Origin of the sequence: Amniculibacterium sp. G2-70 (assembly GCF_014353055.1) — a bacterium.
In the GTDB taxonomy this organism is placed as follows: domain Bacteria; phylum Bacteroidota; class Bacteroidia; order Flavobacteriales; family Weeksellaceae; genus Amniculibacterium; species Amniculibacterium aquaticum.
Map to the genome: position 1 here is coordinate 831,665 of NZ_CP060698.1, position 21,738 is coordinate 853,402.

20 protein-coding genes are annotated in these 21,738 nt (G+C 38.0%); 1 reads left to right on the forward strand and 19 read right to left on the reverse strand.

Going from position 1 to position 21,738, the window contains the following annotated elements:
• Positions 1-116 precede the first annotated feature (116 nt).
• The 11 genes from H9Q20_RS03795 to H9Q20_RS03845 all read right to left on the reverse strand — a co-directional run bounded on the left by H9Q20_RS03795 (position 117) and on the right by H9Q20_RS03845 (position 9,344).
• The gene (locus H9Q20_RS03795; RefSeq protein WP_124641518.1) at positions 117-530 is read right to left on the reverse strand and encodes a PaaI family thioesterase; all 414 of its coding nucleotides are present in this window, start codon (positions 528-530) and stop codon (positions 117-119) included.
• 10 nt (positions 531-540) lie between these two features.
• A complete protein-coding gene (locus H9Q20_RS03800; RefSeq protein WP_262385593.1) occupies positions 541-1,641 on the reverse strand; it encodes a 3-hydroxyacyl-CoA dehydrogenase NAD-binding domain-containing protein in 1,101 nt (366 codons plus the stop codon).
• Between the two features lie 147 nt (positions 1,642-1,788).
• A complete protein-coding gene (locus H9Q20_RS03805) occupies positions 1,789-2,592 on the reverse strand; it encodes an enoyl-CoA hydratase-related protein (RefSeq protein WP_124641520.1) in 804 nt (267 codons plus the stop codon).
• 39 nt (positions 2,593-2,631) lie between these two features.
• A complete protein-coding gene (gene paaD / locus H9Q20_RS03810; RefSeq protein ID WP_187478334.1) occupies positions 2,632-3,096 on the reverse strand; it encodes a 1,2-phenylacetyl-CoA epoxidase subunit PaaD in 465 nt (154 codons plus the stop codon).
• 82 nt (positions 3,097-3,178) lie between these two features.
• Entirely contained in the window at positions 3,179-3,919 is a 741-nt protein-coding gene (gene paaC / locus H9Q20_RS03815) for a 1,2-phenylacetyl-CoA epoxidase subunit PaaC (protein ID WP_187478335.1), read from the reverse strand.
• A 69-nt stretch (positions 3,920-3,988) separates the two neighbouring features.
• The gene (gene paaB, locus H9Q20_RS03820) at positions 3,989-4,270 is read right to left on the reverse strand and encodes a 1,2-phenylacetyl-CoA epoxidase subunit PaaB (RefSeq protein ID WP_124641527.1); all 282 of its coding nucleotides are present in this window, start codon (positions 4,268-4,270) and stop codon (positions 3,989-3,991) included.
• A gap of 28 nt (positions 4,271-4,298) precedes the next feature.
• Complete coding sequence (gene paaA, locus H9Q20_RS03825) at positions 4,299-5,237, reverse strand: 1,2-phenylacetyl-CoA epoxidase subunit PaaA (protein WP_187478336.1); 939 nt, start codon at positions 5,235-5,237, stop codon at positions 4,299-4,301.
• A gap of 39 nt (positions 5,238-5,276) precedes the next feature.
• On the reverse strand, positions 5,277-5,531 hold the full coding sequence (locus tag H9Q20_RS03830; protein WP_124641531.1) for a hypothetical protein: 255 nt from the start codon (positions 5,529-5,531) through the stop codon (positions 5,277-5,279).
• 34 nt (positions 5,532-5,565) lie between these two features.
• On the reverse strand, positions 5,566-6,654 hold the full coding sequence (locus tag H9Q20_RS03835; RefSeq protein ID WP_124641533.1) for an FAD-binding oxidoreductase: 1,089 nt from the start codon (positions 6,652-6,654) through the stop codon (positions 5,566-5,568).
• Between the two features lie 98 nt (positions 6,655-6,752).
• On the reverse strand, positions 6,753-8,048 hold the full coding sequence (locus H9Q20_RS03840; RefSeq protein ID WP_124641535.1) for a hypothetical protein: 1,296 nt from the start codon (positions 8,046-8,048) through the stop codon (positions 6,753-6,755).
• A gap of 3 nt (positions 8,049-8,051) precedes the next feature.
• Positions 8,052-9,344, reverse strand: coding sequence for an OmpA family protein (locus H9Q20_RS03845; RefSeq protein WP_187478337.1), 1,293 nt, complete (start codon positions 9,342-9,344; stop codon positions 8,052-8,054).
• A 251-nt stretch (positions 9,345-9,595) separates the two neighbouring features.
• On the opposite strand from H9Q20_RS03845, the gene clpB reads away from it, so the two are divergent.
• The gene (gene clpB, locus H9Q20_RS03850) at positions 9,596-12,187 is read left to right on the forward strand and encodes an ATP-dependent chaperone ClpB (protein ID WP_187478338.1); all 2,592 of its coding nucleotides are present in this window, start codon (positions 9,596-9,598) and stop codon (positions 12,185-12,187) included.
• Positions 12,188-12,351: 164 nt separating this feature from the next.
• On the opposite strand, the gene H9Q20_RS03855 is transcribed toward clpB, so the two are convergent.
• From H9Q20_RS03855 to H9Q20_RS03890, 8 genes are all read right to left on the reverse strand, one after another.
• Positions 12,352-12,561, reverse strand: coding sequence for a hypothetical protein (locus H9Q20_RS03855; protein ID WP_124641541.1), 210 nt, complete (start codon positions 12,559-12,561; stop codon positions 12,352-12,354).
• A 1-nt stretch (position 12,562) separates the two neighbouring features.
• The gene (locus H9Q20_RS03860; protein WP_124641543.1) at positions 12,563-13,822 is read right to left on the reverse strand and encodes a S8 family serine peptidase; all 1,260 of its coding nucleotides are present in this window, start codon (positions 13,820-13,822) and stop codon (positions 12,563-12,565) included.
• A gap of 12 nt (positions 13,823-13,834) precedes the next feature.
• Positions 13,835-14,413, reverse strand: a complete 579-nt coding sequence (locus H9Q20_RS03865) for a hypothetical protein (protein ID WP_187478339.1) — start codon at positions 14,411-14,413, stop codon at positions 13,835-13,837.
• The gene (locus H9Q20_RS03870; RefSeq protein WP_124641548.1) at positions 14,413-15,186 is read right to left on the reverse strand and encodes a hypothetical protein; all 774 of its coding nucleotides are present in this window, start codon (positions 15,184-15,186) and stop codon (positions 14,413-14,415) included. The genes H9Q20_RS03865 and H9Q20_RS03870 overlap by 1 nt, the downstream gene beginning before the upstream one ends.
• Positions 15,187-15,206: 20 nt before the next feature.
• The gene (locus tag H9Q20_RS03875; RefSeq protein ID WP_124641550.1) at positions 15,207-16,103 is read right to left on the reverse strand and encodes a DUF2589 domain-containing protein; all 897 of its coding nucleotides are present in this window, start codon (positions 16,101-16,103) and stop codon (positions 15,207-15,209) included.
• Positions 16,104-16,259: 156 nt separating this feature from the next.
• Positions 16,260-17,138 (reverse strand): SDR family oxidoreductase, encoded by an 879-nt coding sequence (locus tag H9Q20_RS03880; protein ID WP_124641552.1) that lies wholly within the window; start codon positions 17,136-17,138, stop codon positions 16,260-16,262.
• Between the two features lie 281 nt (positions 17,139-17,419).
• The gene (locus tag H9Q20_RS03885; protein WP_187478340.1) at positions 17,420-20,341 is read right to left on the reverse strand and encodes a M16 family metallopeptidase; all 2,922 of its coding nucleotides are present in this window, start codon (positions 20,339-20,341) and stop codon (positions 17,420-17,422) included.
• A 60-nt stretch (positions 20,342-20,401) separates the two neighbouring features.
• Positions 20,402-21,736 carry a dihydroorotase gene (locus H9Q20_RS03890; protein ID WP_124641556.1) on the reverse strand — a complete coding sequence of 445 codons (1,335 nt, stop codon included), beginning with the start codon at positions 21,734-21,736 and terminating at the stop codon, positions 20,402-20,404.
• Between the last annotated feature and the right edge of the window lie 2 nt (positions 21,737-21,738).

Consider the following 21,738-nt stretch of genomic DNA (forward strand, 5'->3'; position numbering starts at 1 on the left):
GAAGCTTGTTGCACCCCGACCTGAGTGGAGCTCTTTTATTTTTTTTTGTTTGGAACTTGCATGGGCAAAAAAAATAAAAAGCGGGAACGGAGGGCGGAATAGGTGCCCAAAAAAAATTATAACTCGGTTACTTTTTTGTTAATTTTATAAACGGTCCCTCGGAAGGATGCCATTAGATCTTTGTTTTGGTTGGTGATTTTGATGTCATAAATTCCTGTTTTTCGGGTATCGGATATCAAAATGCTTTCGGCAAAAAGGACATCGCCTTCGCGAACGGCTTTTGTAAAATTGATGTTGCAATTGAGCGCCACCGAAGCGTCGTTGGTGTTGTTGGAAGAAAATGCCAATGCTGTGTCTGCGAAGGAGAATGTGACACCGCCGTGTACCGTACGGAGTCCGTTGAGCATTTCTGTACGAATGGGCATTTGCAGAAGGCAGTATTTTTCGCGTGCTTCAAGGATTTCTACCCCCATCCATTGGGAGAAATGATCTTGGGCGAGCATGTATTTTGCTATTTCTAAGGGATTCATTTTGTTTATTTTATAATTTACGAAGAAGTGGACTTTGCCTGTATCGTTCTTCTTGGTATTCTTGGTACAAGTTTTCTAAAGTTTGTGAGATTTTTTCGTATCCTATTTCTTTGGCCCAAGCCAAAAGTCCTTTTGGATAATTGACTCCTTTTTGCATGGCAAGCTCTATGTCTTGGTCGGAGGCGATTTTCAGTCTTTTGGCTTCCACAGCTTCGTTGATGAGCATGGAAATGATCCTCATAAAAATCTGTTGGTACAAGGCATCGTCTTTTTCAGCTGTTGGATTTACGGCATTATCCGAATAATCGTAAAATCCTTTTCCGGTTTTTCTGCCGTGCAATTTGGCTTCGGACATTCTTTGTTGCAGGAGGCTGGGTTTGTATTTTGGGTCGTAAAAATAATCCTTGTACACCGTGGTGGTTACGGAAAAATTGACATCGACACCGATGAGATCCATTAGTTCGAAAGGTCCCATACGAAAGCCGCCCAAAGATTTCATAGCCTGATCTACTTGCTGGGGAGTAGCGATGTTTTCTTCGACCAATCGTAGGGCTTCGCCGTAATAAGGTCGGGCAATTCGGTTGACGATAAAGCCTGGAATGTCTTTGGCAATGACGGGAACTTTGCCCCAAGATTTCATTAAATTATACATTTCATCGGCCAAAGTATTATGGGTTAACAATCCTGGTATAACCTCTACCAAAGGCATGATGGGAGCCGGATTGAAGAAGTGTATCCCGATAAAACGGCTTGGTTGCTTCAGTATTGAAGAAATGGATGTTATGGATATGGATGAAGTGTTGGATGCCAAAACACAATTTTCTGAAACGATATTTTCTAAATCTGAAAATACTTTTTGCTTGATTTCTTTGTTTTCGACAATGGCTTCGATGACCAAATCGCAATTTTTAAAATCGGAGAGCTCGGTACAGAATTTTATTCTGTTAAAAATATCTTCGGCTTCTTGGAAGGATATTTTTTCTTTTTGAGCGAGTTTTTGTAATGTATTTTCAAGGTTATGCAAAGACTTTTGGGTAAGTTCTTCATTAACATCGAAAAGGCAAACCTGACAACCGTTGCTGGCTGCTACCTGCACGATGCCAATGCCCATGGTGCCAGAGCCGATGACCCCTACGGTTTTTATTTTATTTTCCACTATTGATAAAGTTTCTTTTGATTTTTGAGTTTCTAAAGATACAAAAAAAGATAGTTTTGAAAAATCAAAACCATCTTTAGCTTATTCATTGAAATTGTTGAATTATTTCCCTTTGAAAACGGGTTTTCTCTTTTCCAAAAACGCATCGATTCCTTCTTTGAAATCTTCAGATCTTGCGGCTTCGGCTTGATAAACGCTTTCCAAGTCCAATTGTTCTTTCAGGCTATAACGATACGATTTTCTTAGTGCTTTTTTGGTTAACCCAAGAGCTTTGGTCGGCATATTTACCAAACCTTCTAACATTTCCATGGATTTTGCAGAAAAATCTTCATCGGAAAACACATCAGCAACAATTCCTAAATCTTTTGCTTCGTCGGCAGAAAGTTTCTTACCGGTATAAGTTAGGTAGTGCGCCATTTGTCTGTTCATAATTTTTGGAAGAAAGTAAGTACCTCCGGTATCGGGGATGAGTCCAATATTGGAGAATCCAAAAGAAAAGTACGCGGATTTGGCCACCAATGAGAAGTCGCAAATCAGTGCCAAAACAGCGCCGGCGCCCACAGCCAAACCGTTCACCAAAGAAACAATTGGTTTGCTGGAATAATTGATGGCATTGACCAAAGGATTATAGAATTCGGTAACTATTTTTTGCACTTCTCTTCCTATATTAACATTGGGATCCAACAATTGCTCGTCCAACATTTGTCCAGAACAAAACGCTTTGCCTTTGCCTGCGATTACAATACAACGGGTGTCTTGGTCTTTCTCATAAAATTCTATAAACTCTCTCAATTCCAAGAGTAATGCTTTATTGAGTGCATTGAGGGTTTCCGGTTGGTTAAGATAGGCTATTTTCAGTTTTCCTTGAAAATGAGATTCTACATCAAATTGTGAATATACATACATAGTGAAATGGTTTTAATCTTGGTATAAAGATAGTTAATTTTAATGACATTTGAAATAGTCAAAAGGCTCTAAACAGTCGTTGCATTGGTATGAAGCTTTGCAAAGTGTGGATCCGAACCTGCTGATCATCTTGGTATTGGTAGATTTGCACCTTGGGCAACGAATGGGGATGTTCAAATGATTTTCGTCATGTCCTTTTTCGGGAGGTACAATTCCGTAGTTTTTCAATTTTTCTCGAGCTTCATCCGTGAGCCAATCCGTGGTCCAAACAGGAAACAATTGTGTTGTCACTTTGACTTTTATGTTATTTTCTTGAAATAATTTTACAATATCTTCTTCGATATTGAACATGGCTGGACAAGCGGAATAAGTTGGGGTAATGACCACCTCTACGGTATTATCTTCCAACTCATTTACCATTCTTACAATACCGAGTTCAACAATATCAATGACTGGGATTTCGGGATCGGGTATGCTTTTCAGAAGCTGAATGTATTTCGACATCTTCTTTTTAATAATTTAAAAAAATAAAACCCCTCCTTTTTGAAGAACGAAGAGGTTAAATTAAGACAATTTGATTTTAATATTACCAAACACAATCCGGATAAGTCCTCTGCATGTATTGCAATTCGCAAAGAATGTACCCAAAGTATTCGGTATGAATGCCTTTTCTACTGCCTTTTTGCATAAAAGGATCTGTTGGAATTTCGATTTCTATGATTGTGAAGAAGTTTTTAATTTGGGCTTTCCATTCGGCATAGATTTCTTTTGAAGAAGGTGTTAATCCTAAGGCAACCCATTCGGACTCGCCATCCACCTCATCAAACAATCCACCTGTGTATTCCCAAACGGCTTCTACTGCGGCAAGCAATCTGCTTTTACTTTCATCGGTTCCTTGTGCGAATACTTTCATCCAAGTTTCGGTATGAGTCACATGGTATTTTACTTCTTTCAAAGATTTTATGGCGATGGCTTTCAGATCTTCATCTGCAGACTGGCTAAGTTGCGAGTAAAGAATTTTTTGATACACCGCAAAAAAATAGGCTTTAAGAATGGTCTGCGCATAGTCTCCATTTGGTATTTCTACCAATTGAGCGTTAAGATATTCTTTTTCTGCTCTTAGCATAGCAAAGTCATCAACGGAGCGGCCGTCGTTAAAAAACTTAACCGCAAGATTGTATAAATTATTGGCTTGTCCCAACTGGTCTAGAGCAATGTTGATCAGGGCGATATCCTCTTCCAGATAGGGTCCTTTTCCGCACCATTCCGCCAATCTTTGTCCCATGATTAGGGAGTCATCGGCCAATTTTAAGATATAGTTTTTCATTTTTATTATGGATTTGAAACCGAATACTTCAGAAATAAAATTTCTAAAATCATCAATTCCGAGTCTATTTTACATATTTTTCACATCGTTCGGAATCTGATAAAATGTAGGATGTCTGTACAATTTATCGTCTGCAGGGTCAAAGAAAGCCTCTTTATCCACGCCTTCGCTGGTTACGATATACTTGCTAGGCACCACCCAAATAGAGGTTCCTTCCATTCTTCTGGTATAGACATCTCTGGCATTTTGCAAAGCCATTTCTGCAGTTGCAGCTTGTACAGTCCCTGCATGCTTGTGGGACAATCCTGGTTTTGTTTGTATAAATACTTCCCAAACTTCTAAATTACTCATTATATTTTGTTGAATTAGAGTTAAATAATTACGATACTTTTTCGTTTTGTTTTTTGGCAAAGGCTACGGCAGCTTCTTTTACCCAAGCATTTTCTTGTTGTGCTTTTCTTTTGGTTTCCAATCTTTTTTTATTGCAAGGGCCGTTTCCTTTTAGCACTTCCAAAAATTCGTCCCAAGGAAGTTCAGAAAATTCATAATGACCGGTTTCTTCATTGAATTTCAAATTTTTGTCCGGTACTTTTAGTCCTAAAAATTCAGCCTGAGGTACGGTAACATCTATAAATCTCTGGCGAAGGGAGTCGTTACTTTCCCTTTTCACACGATAGTTCATGGATTTTTGAGAGTTAGGAGAAGCCTCATCGTTTGGACCAAACATCATGAGTGCTGCCCACCAAAATCTATCCAATGCATCTTGCGCCAGTTGTTTTTGCTCTTTTGTTCCACGACAAAGCGTCATAAGGATTTCGTAGCCTTGCCTTTGATGAAAGGATTCTTCTTTACAAATCCTTACCATTGCTCTGGAATAAGGGCCGTAAGAATTCCCCATTAACATCACTTGGTTCATAATAGCTGCGCCATCTACCAGCCAACCGATTGCTCCAATATCTGCCCAAGAGAGGGCAGGATAGTTAAATATTGAAGAATATTTGGCTTTTCCCGAAAGCATATCTTGGTACACAGAATCTCTATCTGCATTCAAACTCCCATCGTTAAGGGTTTCTGTTGCAGCATAAAGATACAATCCATGACCGGCTTCGTCTTGTATTTTAGCCAACAAAGCCATTTTTCTTCTTAAAGACGGGGCACGAGTAATCCAATTGGCTTCAGGCAACATTCCCACAACTTCGGAATGGGCGTGTTGGGAGATTTGTCGTACGAGGAGCTTTCTGTAATCCTCCGGCATCACATCCTTTGGTTCTACTTTATTTTCGGCCTGTACATATTCTAAAAACTTGTTTGTATCCATAGTTTGAATCTCAAAACCATTAAAATGGTTTTACTAATATTAAATTATTTTGTCGGTTTCTTCTTTAAGATAAATTCCCATTTTTCCGTTGCTAAACTCTCCGGCTACGAAATATACGGTTTGATCATTATGTGCAATAGAATACTCTTTGAAAATATAAATTTCTCTTTCAGAAGGTTCTATTACCTCGATGTTACGATCTGAGCAGTGCCAATCGTGATTCCAAATATTAATTCCTTTTACTTTGTACTCTTTATCGGTTTCGATAATAGATGCGAATTTCCAATGTGCCATAATGAAATCGTTTTTAATTGTTAGAAATTGTTAATTATACATCATAAGTCAGCATCACCACATTGGTTGTAGGGTGACATTGACAGGTCAGTACCATTCCTCTTTCTACTTCTTCTTCAGTAAGAGCAAAATTTTTCTCCATAAACACTTCTCCTTCCAGGACTTGAGCTTTACAAGTACAGCAAACGCCTCCTTTGCAGGCAAAAGGTAAAGGCAAATTTTCTTTTAACCCTTTGTCCAAGATGCTTTCTTTCTTGGAGTTGAGGTGGATAGAATACTCATCGTCATCAATAATCAAAGTTACAAAACTTTCGATGTTTGGTATTTTCTTAAACTCTTCACTTCTTTCGGAATTTTCCTCATCATCAGGAGCTGCATAATACTCATACATCACCTGCAACGATGGGACTTTTTTATCATTTTTCAGATAATTAGAAACCTCTTTAATCATCTCGGTTGGTCCGCAGATGAAAAATGTAGTTTCCGATGCAGGAATTTCTGGAAAATGCTGCAACAAAGCTTCTAGTTTTTGAGGACCAATCCTTCCTTCGAACAATGGATTATCGGTATGTTTTTCTCTGGACAGGAGGTAGACAACTTTCAATCGACCGTTGAAATGTTGTTCCAAATCATCTATTTGTTGTTTGAAAATAATATCCTGGCAGCTCTTGTTACTGAAAAACAAATACGCCTTGCTATTTGGCTCTTGATAAAGAGCTTCTTTTATGTTGGACAAGATGGGCGAAATGCCACTACCAGCAGCTAATCCCACATATACTTTCTCATTAGACGAATGAAAATTGGTGAAAAAATGCCCTTGAGGGGCTAAAACCTCGATCGTATCTCCTTCCTTTAGTTGTTGATTAAGATAAGTAGAAACCTTTCCATCCTCCAGGTGTTTCACTAAAATTTCCAGTTGATGATTTCCTTCTGATGGTGCATTTACAATAGAATAAGACCTTCTTAGGTCTTCATCGTTCATGATAAACCGAACATTAAGATATTGCCCTTGTTTAAATTGGAATTCATGTTGAAGATGTTGTGGAATTTCCAAAGTAATGTGCACAGAATCATTGGTTTCTTTTTTTACTTTTATTGCTTTTAATGAGTGAAAATGATGCATTGTTATTCTTAAACTGTTTTCAACAAATATAAACAAATTCTAAAGAATTGAAAACCATACTTGAAAACTATTCTATTTTCGTCATTCCTCTCACTTTATCATCGACCTCCGCAAGACATATCAATCCTGCCAATATTCTCTGAGTAGTACCTGTTTTTCTCCACTATACTTTTAGCTGTATTAGAAGCATAAACCCTTTCTATAGCTCTAAGTTCGGATTCCATAACACCTAATTTACTTACCGCTTCCAATAAACATTGTTTTTTCATCAATGCCTTTTCTTTATTTCGATTATCACCTGGCCGGTTCAAGCTGTTGTTAATATGACAAATTTTAAGTTTCAATTTTAATTTTTTCAACATCACTTGATCAATGACATCAGCACCTTCGGCTAAAATATTCATCAAGGCTTGGTTATTGGTTCTAATGGAATTGGATCTGGCCAATCGATTGGCTTTTTCTTCTTTTTCTAAAATACTTTTTTCCAATTCTACAATTAATCGACTTTCCACACAAAGGGATTGAGTTGCATTTGCTGCTTGATTTTCCAATTTTTTCTTTTTCTCTTCGGCCAAATCATTTTCAATTCGAGCCGACTCCTCTACCTGATCAATAAATGAAGAACCATCAAAACATTCAGCAACATCAACAATCTTATCAATTCGAATATAATTTTGTGGATCTGAGTCCAGCAACATCGATATTACGGTATTTCCATTTTCATCTTCATAATACCCCGTTCCGAATACTCCTAAGTAGTTATGCACTTTTAGTTCTGGCTTAATTTCGGATGTGAAAAGATAGTACACGGCTCTTTGCGAAGATCCATTGATATGATATTGAAGAGTGGGCACATTTTGATCACCAATTTTCTCAAACGCCAAATGTGTAATACTTGCCATAGAGGTAATCACAAATTTTACTTCATAATCCAATAAAGTTTCCATTGCTGGAATTTTATAAAATAGTTTATTCCCTTTTTTATCCATAACATAATTATAGGAATCGCCTTGCATGGAATAAATTTCTAATTCGAATCCAGGTTGAAAATCACCTATCGATCCGCAACTTTTATTAAAGTCTGAAACCTTGGCAATAAGTCCATTATGGGTGTCTACAAAATAACATCCTGAAGCAGGCTTGTTGTTAATAAGTCCTGAAAAATAGAATTTCTTATTAAAACAATTGGTTTCTTTAGGATACAACTTTTTCTCTTCCAGATTTCTAAATACAGAACCCCTACCAACAAGATCCCGATACTCTGAACATAAAGAAGCATTTTTCCTACAAAGAGAATCCAAGCGCAAACTGTCTTTTTTCCTTTGTTCCCTACTTTGAGCTTGCGATAAATGAAATGCTCCAAAAAGGAGCATTATATAAATTAAAGCTTTCATAATTTAATTAATTTTCACAAATTCAACCCTTCTATTTTGTGCTTTTCCAAAAGCGGAATTATTCTCAGCAACCGGGTCAGACTCTCCTTTTCCATCGGTTTCCATTCGGTTGGATGAAATACCCATAGTCGACAATTTCATTTTTACTGCATTGGCTCTTTTTTTACTGAGTGCAAGATTAGAAGCATCATCACCTTCATTGTCTGTATGCCCAATAATTTTAATTCTCATATCGGGAGCTTGGCTCAATGCGTCTTTAATTTGGTTGAGCACTGTTGTACTTTCACTTTGGATTTTATCGGAACCGGTTGCAAACAATATGGCAGTGGTCGAGAAGCTTCCTTTTTCCATCAAATCTTTCAATACGCTACTTCTTTCATCTTTTCCTGTCTCAGCAATTGTCAAATTTCCGATATAGAAATAAGCATCTGCTGTTTCTGCCCAACCACTGGTTATTGAAGTAAAAAAAAGCGACTTTCTATATTCAGGTTTGAACTGAGTGGGTAAATCCACTTTTTTATTACCATCGACAAACATTCTGATTCTTTTACCATTGACTTCAAATGCGATTTTGATGATTTTATCCAAAGGGGCTACATAATCAACCTCTTCCTTTCCATAGCCTAAAGATTTCTCGGAATAATAAATCAAATTATAATTTTGACTTCCTTTTGATGCTGACATAATATCAAATGTCACAGCAGTTTTTGAACCCAATAAATAATCCAACTTTTCAGGCTTATTTCCAAATCCCACCCCCATCCTTCGATACGGATGTGCTGAGGGATACACCAAATCAAACTCTACTGTAAAATTATCAGACAATGGCTTAGTCAGCTCCGGATAAACCAGATTATCAGCTGAAATTTTTAAAAATTTACCCATATTTTTAAGGCTTTTCACCTCACCTCCTTTGTTGGTGCTCCATTTTGCAGGAAAATCACCAATTGCATCTTTAGAAAAATCATCTTGAAAAATCACCCTTGTTCCTCTTTTAAAACCAACAGCATTGTCTCCTTCTTCAGACAAAGAACCCCCTCCATCTTCTAAACCATTTGTTTTTTTTGACGATTTATTTTTGGACGAAGCCCCTTCAGAACTCGAATTCTTACTCTTATTTCCTAAAACTTTATCCATGGCATCGTCTGTAGTTCGTCTGGATTTTTCCTCTACTTTTCTCTCAACCGTTCTTTCAGCCTCTCGCTTTGCAGACTTCATTAACTTATCTAAAAACTGTGCTTGTAAAGCATTGAATATTAGCATAAAAAAAGCCAAAATCATTATCTTAGTTTTCATAACACTTATTTTTATTGCTATCAAAATTACTATTAAATATTGTTTAAAATCCAAGGAAAATCACTGAACAACACCTGTGCGAATCGGAAAAAATGTCAGATAAACAGTAAAACCAATTGCATTTAAACGGAAATTTTGTCTTTAATACAATTGAAAAAATAGGCATTATTTCTTGAAAATTGAATTTTAATAACGAATGCATGATTTTTGAAAAGAACAATTCAAATCACCATAAAAAACCAACATCTAATATGAACCTAAATCAATTTACACTAAAATCTCAGGAAGCGATACAGAAAGCTCAACAAATCGCAATGGAGTTCAGTAACCAAAGCATTGAACCTCAACATATTTTGGAGGGCATCTTCCAAACCGACGAAGTCATTTCTTCCTTTTTATTGAAAAAATCCGAGGTAGATGCTTCACTTATCCGTGAAAAAAACAGAGCCCTTATTGAAACCCTTCCGAAAGTAGAAGGTGGTGATATGTATCTTTCTCAGAATTCGAATAAAATCCTCCTAGAAGCGATGAACATTGCAAAAAAAATGAACGATGAATTTGTAACCATCGAACATCTTTGGTTGGGATTAATCGACATCAATTCCAATGTTTCAAAGCTCTTGAAAGATATGGGAGTCACCAAAAACCTATTAGAAGCCGGGATAAAAGAACTTAGAAAAGGAGTAAAAGCCAACTCTGCAAGTTCAGAAGAATCTTATCAAAGCCTTAGTAAATATGCTAAAAACCTTAACGAATTGGCTTCAGAAGGAAAATTGGATCCAGTTATTGGTAGAGACGAAGAAATCCGAAGAGTTTTGCAAATTCTATCCAGAAGAACCAAAAATAACCCCATCCTCATCGGAGAACCCGGCGTTGGTAAAACCGCCATTGCCGAGGGAATTGCCCACAGAATCATTTCACAAGATGTTCCCGAAAATCTAATGGACAAAACTTTGTTTTCTCTAGACATGGGAGCTTTGATTGCCGGAGCCAAATACAAGGGCGAGTTTGAAGAGCGATTGAAATCTGTAGTCAACGAAGTGATACAATCTGAAGGACAAATTATTCTTTTCATTGACGAAATTCACACTTTGGTTGGCGCCGGAGGTGGTGAAGGTGCCATGGATGCTGCAAACATTTTGAAACCGGCTCTTGCAAGGGGCGAGCTGAGAGCCATTGGTGCAACCACCCTGAACGAGTATCAAAAATATTTCGAAAAAGACAAAGCCCTTGAAAGACGATTCCAAAAAGTGATGGTGGAAGAACCGGATACAGAATCTGCCATTTCCATCCTGAGAGGAATTAAAGACAAATACGAAGCCCACCATAAAGTAAGGATCAAAGACGAAGCCATTATTGCAGCGGTAGAAATGTCTCAACGCTACATTTCAGATCGTTTTTTACCGGACAAGGCCATTGATCTTATTGATGAAGCATCTGCAAAATTGAGAATGGAAATCAACTCCAAACCAGAAGAACTGGATGTATTGGATAGAAAAATCATGCAAATGGAAATTGAACTTGCTGCCATTTCCAGAGAAAATGATGCGTTAAAAATTTCTCACCTTAAGGAAGATATTTCTAAACTAAACGAACAACGAAACGAAATCAATGCAAAATGGTTGCAGGAAAAACAAAAATCCGAAGACCTTACACAAATTAAGAAAGAAATTGAAGCGTTGAAACTGGAGTACGACAAAGCTACCCGAGTTGGGGATTATGCAAAAGCTTCAGAAATCCAATACGGCAGATTAAAAGAAAAAGAAGCCGCCCTCGAAAAATTGGAATTGGAAATGCAAAACCACCAAAACGAACTCATCAAAGAGGAAGTAACATCAGAAAATATTTCAGAAGTTATTTCTAAATGGACAGGGATACCCGTGACCAAGCTATTGCAAAGCGAAAGAGAAAAACTCCTGCATCTGGAACACGAACTGCACAAAAGAGTGGTAGGACAAGAAGAAGCCATAGAAGCCGTTGCCGATGCCATCCGAAGAAATAGAGCCGGACTGAATGACGATAAAAAACCCATCGGAAGTTTCTTATTTTTAGGAACAACAGGTGTTGGAAAAACAGAACTGGCAAAAGCCCTGGCTGAATTGCTTTTTGATGATGAAAATAACATGACAAGAATTGACATGAGCGAATACCAAGAGAGACATTCAGTCTCTAGATTGGTGGGAGCGCCTCCAGGATATGTGGGTTATGATGAAGGAGGACAACTGACCGAAGCCGTTAGAAGAAGACCCTATTCCGTTGTTTTGTTGGATGAGATTGAAAAAGCACACCCGGATGTCTTCAACACCTTATTGCAAGTTTTGGATGATGGTCGATTGACCGATAACAAAGGACGAGTGGTAAATTTTAAAAATACCATCATCATCATGACCTCCAATTTGGGATCGCCGATTATACAAGAAAATTTTGAAAACATCACCGAGGAAAACGAACAAGAAATTGTAGAAAAAACCAAAATAGAAGTTTTTGATTTATTAAAACAAACCCTGAGACCAGAATTCATCAACAGGATTGATGAGATTGTACTCTTCCAACCGTTGAACAAAAAAGAAATTGGAAAAATTGTGAAATACCAACTGTCTGGATTCAACAAAATGTTGGAGAAAAAAGGGATTGTATTAACCGCTACGGAAGATGCTATCGAATACCTAATGAATAAAGGCTACCAACCTGCATTTGGAGCAAGACCTTTGAAAAGAGTTTTGCAACAAGAAGTATTAAACCAACTTTCCAAGGAAATCCTTGCTGGAAAAGTACACGACAACGATAGAATTACTTTGGATTATTTTGAAGAAACCGGATTAATTTTTAGACCTACAGAATAAAAAAAGAAAAACTTTTCAATTTATTTTGCATTTAACATAACATTGATTAAATTTGCGCGTTGTTTTAGTACAATAATTTTTTTTCATCATTTGTGTTTTTGCCTTGGCTTAGATTTATTCTAGGCCAAGGTTTTTTTATAACGCCCATCAATAGAGGCTTCACCTCAATGATGATCTCCTCTGAAATTATTTTTTTCCAATTCTATAATTTTAAAAATGGAAATCTCAGACTTGATTTCCTGCTCCGATTGAAATTGAACAATATTCAAAGCCGGATAAAACTTGATCATTTTCAAATTTAGCTTTTCCAAAAATTTTTCAGCTTCTTTTTGACTCACTCCTTCTTTCAAAATTCCAAAATAAACTTTCATCATACTAATCCTTTATTTGCACCAATCCATTTCCCACATCTCTATATTTTAACCCTTCGAGAAGGCGAGCATTTTTCTCCAATACTTTCCAAATTTCCAACGCAGTTAGATGGGGATATTTCTCCATATAAAGCGCCACTATCCCAGCGACATGAGGCGTTGCCATACTGGTTCCGTTTTTTAGCATGTACCCTTCAACTACGAGACTTTTCGGAAACGAACTCAGCACATCGACCCCTGGAGCACAAACATTTATAACACCACCCGTTGCAGCATTCAGTCCACCGTTTGAGAAGGTTGCAACGCGCATTTGTCCATCGATTGCACCTACAGCCATAATGGACTCTGAATTGGCAGGTATTGAAACCGGTTGTGGCAAAGCCGGTCTTTGACTGTCGTTACCCGCTGCTGCAATGAGGAGACAATTGTTGTCCAATGCTTTTTTCCCTACCATTTCAAAAATTGGAGAGGGAGCCTCGTTGAGCTGTACCGGTGCCGAAAGCGACATGGATATCACACGGACTTTTTTAGAGATAGCCCAATCTATGGCATCTACAATACTGCTTGTTGTGCCGCTTCCATCATTTGCCAAAGCTTTTGCTATTTTCAAATTGGCATTTTTTGCAATACCGTATCTTTTTCCGGTGTCTAATCGGACATTTCCAGCGGCTGTCCCTGCACAATGCGTTCCGTGACCTTTCAAGTCGATATCCCATGCTTCTCCAGAAATAAAAGACTTACCCTCAATGGTTCTTCCTAAAAAATCGGGATGGGTAACATCAAACCCTGTATCTAGAATACACAGATCCACTCCTTTACCGGTCAACTGTGTGGTATCGAGCCCTACAGCCTTCAGTCCCCATTCGAAATCGGTGGTCACTTTTGAAGGTTTCTTTACTTTTTTCTTGAGCTCAGTTTCCAATTCTAATAATTTTTGCTCCATTTCCGAAACCGAAACCTGCAAGGATTTCACAATTTCTAAAGCGCCATCGATGTAAAAAGTTCTTTCTTTTTCAAAATGAATAATGGGATTGCTACCATCGTTGACCGCTGACATCAATTGATCTTCATCCATTTTATCAACCACCATTACATTTAGATTTTTGTATAGCACACCATTTTTATCATCAATCAAATCAAAAGAACGATTATCCTTGGAAAGAAACTCAGACGATGTTAACTTAAGTTGAAATTCTTTTTCAACAGATTTCAAGGTTTTAGAGTCTTGATTTTCCAGTAGCACAATGTATTTTTCAGATTTCATAATGTTTTGAATTTAACTCATGTTTCCAATAATTTTTTCAATCAACAGGTACATATCTTCCCTGGTCACCTGAAGTTTCATTTTTTTGTCCAGTAAAGCTATGGAGGCATTCTGTTTTACGATTTCCGTCCACAACAATTCTATTTTTGCTACGGAATCCAACTTTTTCAACTCTTGATTGTTGAGAATTCCATTTTGAATTAAACTTAAAAAAGTATTGGACAACAAGTCTTCCGCTTCATCCAATTTTTGCCTTTCTTTTGTTAAGATATCCTCTATCATTTTTTTCACCTCTTCAACAACATGAAAAGCAATCCCCCAATAAAATTCTCTTCTACTGACCGGCAACCTTTCCAATTTAATCGGATCAAAACCTTTCTTTACTACTTGTAACAGCCCTTGCAATCGTAAAACTTCTGATTCTTTTGAACCGTCTTTAATACTTTTAAAATAGGTTTGCAAGTCCGTCAAAAGATCATTAAATTCAGTTTCGAATCGAAAAGAACGCTCTATAAAGAGCGATTGAACCTTAATAAGTTTTGAAAGAAAACCTTCAGCGACTTTTATTTTATGATGTACAAATTCAACCATTATTCAAAAGTTATTTCTTCTATAGAATTGCCTTTATCGTCCTGAATTCTCACCAATCGGATTCCTTCTTCTTCCATTTCAACATGAAGGTTAAGGAACAATTTATCTTTGTCATCATTTTTCGAAGTATCCGGATCGATATAAATGGTGTTTAATTTGGATGAAACCAATTTATAACGCGACTCCAAAGATTCTGATACCAAATTCCGAAGTTCCACACTTTCATTGTCTGTCGTCGTTGGCAAAGGTTTAAAATATTTGATGTCTAATGACTTCACGATCCCGGTAACATTGATGGGTTTCACCATCTTAAAATTCGAAGGATTAGTAACCTCTGAAATATTCAGTACACTCGGGTTAACAGGAACTCGAATCGGCACATTAAAAACGGGCATTGTTGGCTTCTTAATCGTAGGATTCTCCATGGATTTGAAAAAGCCAAGCATTCCTGGCGAATTGAAAAACTGATCCGTCAACGGTGGAATGTTCATTTTTTTTTCAATGTTCAACCTTAGAATTTTATCGTTCACCTCGGTTAGAAGTTGTTTTCTATCGACTTCAAATTCGTATTTATCCTCCGTATCGATATCCGAAATTTTTATGGGCACATCCATTTTGATGCTTGGCATGGAATATCGAGGTACTCGAAAATACTTTAGTTGTGGATGATCCGCATACATTTTTGCAACTCGTATGGCATTTTCATCAGCCATTTTACGAGCTTGGATTATCTCGTTATTAAGATAATCCAAGTAGTCCGATAATTTTATCATACTCGTAAAATTTTTAGATATTATTCAGAAAGCAATCCCAAAACTTTTTCTAAACCTGCTGGCATTTCGTCATTGGTTGCTCTAACTTTGATACCTAATGAGTATTCCTTTTCAACTTTTACACCGGTTGTTGTGGATCGTTTAGCAGAAATGGATACGCTGAAACTGGCTTTAGCAAAAAGATTGGAAAGTCCGCTTGTTCCACCGCTTGCATTGGAGGCAAAGCTGAAATCCGTTTTGGTTGTTTCTGTAAATGTAGAGTTCAATTTTACATTGAAGTCGATATCACAACTTTCAATTCTGATGCTTGGTATATTGAGTAAAGCTACAAAAGGAACAATGATTTCCACATCTTGTATTTTCATTTTTGGATTGGCTGCACTTTCTGGTTTTGAACTGTCAAAATCCGGATTAGGTCCGTTCTTTTTGTATTTAAACTCGGCCATCCTTAGGGTTTTCTTACCGTCGGCAGCTACTTCGAAACCTACATTGTTGATAAAATTGAGCGTACTCATGGAAGCCGAAGCCTGAGCTCTCACACAAGCCAACAAAGGCGCACCAATAATTTTTGCGAAATCTATCGATCCCAATTCGGCTGCAAAATTAGCTGAAGCCGCATCTGCCGCAGTAAATCGCAATGGATCTACGGCTTGTATTCCCATGAGTAAATTAAGTGCTGTTGTTGTGGCTTTCGCCATGGCATTTTCCCAAGAAGCATCGAATTTGGTTTTAAATAAAGATAAAATATCCGCCACCTCTTTTTTTGATAAATCTTGCATCTCATTGGGATCCACTCCGGTTATTTTCCCGTATTCACCCGAACCAATGGTTTCTTTGATACCGGAGATGATGTCAATTAATTCTGATTTGGTTTTTTTAGAATAATCTTTTTCTAAAATGGATTTTAAAGTTGCCATAATAATGTGTTTTTAGGTTAGTTAAATTTTTCCTATACAATATTACAATCCTAATTGTCATAGTTTTAAAGGCTTTTTCCTATTTATCAACCAAAAACAATAAAAAAAAGCCAATTCTATCCGAATTGACTTTTACATTTTTAAATCTAATAAAAATTATTGTGCTTTTTTTGCTTTGATCATCGCCTCTAGCATGTCCCACATTTCTTGAGGAATTTGCTCCAACATATTGAACTCACCAGCACCTTGCAACCACTCTCCACCATCGATGGTTACGACTTCTCCATTGATGTACGCGGAAAAATCCGACACCAAATAGGCTGCAAGATTGGCCAATTCCTGATGCTCTCCTACCCTTTTGAGTGGTACTTTTTTTCTCATATCAAATTTTTCTGCCAAATCTCCAGGTAGTAATCTTTCCCAAGCTCCTTTTGTAGGGAAAGGTCCTGGTGCAATGGCATTGAACCTTATCTTGTATTTGGCCCATTCTACAGCTAAAGATCGGGTCATGGCAAGTACTCCAGCCTTGGCACAAGCCGATGGAACGACATAGGCAGAGCCCGTCCAAGAATAGGTGGTCACGATATTAAGAACTGTACCCGGGACTTTGTTGTCTATCCAATATTTTCCGATGGAAAGTGTACAATTTTTTGTCCCTTTCAGTACGATATCCAACACCGAATCGAAGGCGGAATGGGTCAATCTTTCGGTTGGTGAGATAAAATTGCCGGCAGCATTGTTCAATAAAATATCGATTTTTCCGAATTCTTTCAGGGTTGCTTCCTTCATTGCTTCTACCTCGTCCCAATTTCTCACATCACATGCGACACAGAGGACTTTGCCTCCTGTTTCTTCTTCCAATTCCTTGGCGGTATTTTGCAATTTTTCTAAATTTCTGGAGGTGATGACCACTTTGGCTCCCAATTCTAAGAAATATTTGGTCATGGCTTTTCCCAAACCACTTCCACCACCGGTTACTACGATTACTTTATCGTTCAGCGCTCCTTCTCGAAGCATGGGTTTTGTATAATTCATGGGTGATTTTTTATATTTTTTAAAAGTACAAAATATTTGAAGGCGAGGGATTAAAAAATAGTATTCAGCACTTAGCAAATGATGAAGTAAATGTCTCGAGAAAACAAATGATCCCTGCGTTGCACCCCGACTTGAGTGGAGCTCTTTTTATTTTTTTGATTCCCGAGCGAAAGCGAAGGGAGAAAAAATAAAAAAGCGGGAACGGAAGGCGGAAAAGGTGCCCCAAAAAAAACTGCCCAACAAAAAAGTTGGACAGTTAAATGTATAATAACCGGGCGAAATTAGTATCCGAAAATTTCTTCTAAAGAAAGGACTTTCAGTTCTCCTAATTTTTGCATGTCTTCGGTTTTCACTTTCTTATCCGATGCTACAATGGCGTAGGTATAAGGCTTGTTTGCTAAATTGTCGTGGTGTAATTTTTGCAAATCGGCAAATGATATGGTATCGACATTGGCATAGACCGACTTTCGAATGTCGTCTTTCAGTCCCAATTGTTTTGCTGCAAGGTAGTTGAAAATAATTCCGTCTTGGGTAATTCTTTCGGTTTCGATGTCTTTTTTGGCACCGCCTTTTGCCAATTCTAAATTTTTTGGAAGATAAGGCAGGTTGTTCAGCAATTCATTCATGCCAACGGTTGCCTCGTTAAATTTATCCGACTGGCTGCCCACATAGGCGATAACTCCGTATTTTTCATTGGCTTTTGCCGGACTCACATACCTTGCAAAAGTACTGTATGCCAAGGCTTTACTCTCCCTAATGGTTTGGAAAACAATGGCACCCATACCACCTCCGAAATAATTATTGAACACATCGATAAGCCCTGTTTGTGCTGGATTGTACGGTGTGGTATTTCTTACCCAACGAGTTTCTGCCTGCACCATATCGTAGTTGGCAAATAAAACTTGGTTTTTCTTTTGCTCGATTTGGGTAAAGACTTTCGCCGGAGTTGGTGTGGCAAACTTCGCAGGAACCGTATGCAAAGCTTTCAAATCAGAGACCAGGGTTTTCAATTTTTCTGGGCCGTAATAGATGACGGTTTGCTCGTATTGGTTCAGTCCTTTTATTCTATCCACCAATTCTTGCGCAGTGATGGCATTGATTTCTTGATCGGTTAGGGTATTGTTGAATTTATTTTTGGCTCCGTATTGTGCGTAGCTGGTCAATCCTTGTAAGATAGCGCCTTTGTTGGCTTTAGCATCTTTTCTGGATTTGAACAATCTGGCTTTTAGGTTGGCCAATGCTTTGTCGTCGGCTTTTACATTCTGGATCAGGTTTTCGTACAATGCCACGGCTTTTTTGAAGTTTTCTTGCAGACCTTCTATGGTTACTGTGGTATATTCTTCGCCCGTACCCACAGAGAAAGAACTGGCAATTTTATAAAATTCTTTAGAAATATCTTCGGAAGATTTTTTGTCCGTTCCTAAAAACTGCAGATACATGGACGCATACGATTGCTTGAGATCGTTGGCCGAGCCAATTTTGTAGCGGTATCTGAGACGGAAAAGCTGATTGTCCGTATTGGGTACATACAAAATTTCGGCATTTCCTAATTTGGATTTTTGAATGTCCTTATTGTAATCCAAAAACACGGGTTTCGATGGGATGTTGGGCATATCATCCACCATTTTCACGAAAGGAGATTGCTTGTCGGCATTGGTCTCTACCGGTGTGATTTCCGGTTTTTCAATTTTGGCTGTTTTTTCGGCTTCTCCTTTTTTCTTCAGGATTGCGACATAGTTATTTCCCAAATACTTGTTGGCAAAATCGACCACTTGTTGTTTGGTGATTTTTGAGAGGTTATCGACATAGGCCACCTGATCTTTCCAATCTTGCTCGGAGGTGAAAGTGTCCATCAAATCGTTGGCTCTGTTGCTGTACTTTTCAGATCCTTGGATCTTGTATTTTTTAATGTTATTGATGATGGAGGTGATCAAATCATCATCGAAATTGCCTTTTTTCAGGTTTTCAATTTCACCAAGAACCAAGGCTTTTACATCGTCTAAAGACTGTCCATTGGTTGGTTTTGCAGAAATATACAAAACACCATGATCGATCAGGGTAAAAGCAGAAGCACTTGCCGACAATAATTTTTGTTTTTTCACCAAGTTAAGATCCAACAATCCGGCCTTTCCGTTGGTCAATATAGAACCTACCAAATCGGCCAACAAAACATCTTTGTCTTTGTTCCCCGGCAAACGATAGCCCATGGTTAGACTTTCGGAATCCGGACCTACAACCTCTTTGACAACGGGTGCTGTCAAAGGTGCTTCCGGTTGGAATGTATATTTAGGTACAGGATGAGGCTTCATGCTTCCGAACTGGGCATCAATTTTTTTGATTACTTCATCCGGATTAAAATCTCCTGACATAACTATCCCCATATTGTTGGGCACGTAATAGGTGTTGAAATACTTTCTAATCTCCACCAAAGAAGGATTTTTCAAATGCTCAACCGTACCAATGGTGGTTTGTTTTCCGTAATTGTGATTTTTAAAAAGCGTACCGAACAGCTCTTCGAATACTTTGGATCCGTCGGAATCTAAACTTCTGTTTTTTTCTTCATAAACCGCTTCTAGTTCGGTGTGGAAAATCCTAAGAACCGGATTTCTGAATCGTTCGGATTGGACGGCCAAATATTTATCCAAAGCCGAGCTGGGCACATCGTCGGTATAGACCGTTTGTTCAAATGAAGTGAAAGCATTGGTCCCTTGAGCTCCCATGGCAGACATCATTTTGTCGTACTCATTGGCAATGGCAAATTTGGAAGCCACCCCAGAAATAGAGTCTATTTTATGATAAATTGCCTTTCTTTTGGCCTCGTCTTTTGTTTTGTTATACTCTTCGTACAAGGCATCAATCTTATCCAATTGTACTTTTTCTTTAGCAAAATCCAAAGAGCCGTATTTATCCGTTCCTTTGAACATCATGTGCTCTAGATAATGCGCCAAACCGGTATTGGTTGAAGGATCGGTTTTACTACCTGCTTTTACCGCAATGTACGCTTGTACCCTAGGATCTTTGTTGGTTGGACTCAAAATTACGGTGAGTCCATTCTTCAGGGTGTAAAATCTTGCTTTTGTAGGATCGTTGGTCACAAATTTGTAGGTGTACCCTCCACTTTCTGCTGTTTTCCATTCTGCTTTTTGGGCAAAAGACGACAAGGATATTGACAATGCCGAAACCAGAAAAATTCTTTTAATCATGTTTGTTTTATTTTTTTAATTCTTGTTGCTTTCTTTGAGCCTGTTTAAATTTCAATTAATTTATCGATCGAATCTCAATCGTTCACCAAATTTATTTTCATTGACCACTCCGTTTTCATATGCCAAATGTCCATTAACAAAAGTATGGGTCACCTTTGTGCTAAATTCTGTCCCTTCTAGTGGACTCCAACCGCATTTGTATAAAATATTTTCTTTGGCCACAGTCCATTTTTTTTCAGGATCAATCAATACCAAATCGGCTTTGTAGCCTTCTTTTATGAAACCTCTTTTCTCTATTTGAAATAGAATTGCCGGGTTGTGACACATTTTTTCTACCACCTTTTCAATAGAAATTTTTCCATTTTTATAATTTTCCAACATCACGGTTAAAGAATGCTGCACCAAAGGCGCTCCTGATGGACAAGAGGTATAGGGATTTTGTTTTTCTTCCCAAGTGTGTGGTGCGTGATCGGTTGCAATGACATCTATCCTATCGTCCAGAAGTGCTTTCCAAAGTTCGTCTTTGTCGGCTTGGGTTTTTACGGCAGGATTCCATTTAATGAGTGCCCCTTTTTTAGCATAATCGTCATTGGTAAACGAAAGGTGATGGACACAAACCTCAGCAGTTATTTTTTTATCTTTTAACGGAATATCATTCGAGAAAAGCGACATTTCTTTGGCTGTGGAAAGGTGGTAAATATGCAATCTTGCTCCGGTTTTTTTTGCCAGTTCAATCGCTTTGGAGCTTGACAGATAACACGCTTCTTCACTTCTTATCAAATGATGAAAATCCATCGGGATGTTATCGCCATATTTTGCTTTGTAGTCTTCAGTATTTTTTTGGATGGTGGCTTCGTCTTCGCAATGCACACAGATAATCATCTTGGTTTTGCTGAAGATATTTTCCAAAGTTTCGGGGTTGTCCACCAGCATATTTCCTGTTGAAGAGCCTAAAAACAATTTGATGGCTGCCACTTCTTTGGGGTTGGTTTTCAGGACTTCGTCCAAATTATCGTTGGTTCCGCCCATAGAAAAGGAATAATTGGCAAAGGATTTTTCCGCTCCAAGTTGGTATTTTTCTTCTAACAATTCTTGAGTTACCGCATTGGGTACGGTGTTGGGTTGGTCGATAAAACTGGTTGTACCACCGGCAATGGCTGCTTTGGACTCGGACTCTAAATCGCCTTTGTGTGTAAGTCCAGGATCTCTGAAATGCACCTGATCGTCAATAACTCCAGGGATAAGAAATTTTCCGGTACCGTCAATTATTAAATCTGCTGCTTCCGAGTTAAGGTCTTTTCCTATTTTACAAATAAGGTCATTTTCTATCAAAACATCCCATTGAGAAATGGAATTTTCATTAACCACTTTGGCATTTTTTATTAATGTTCTCATTG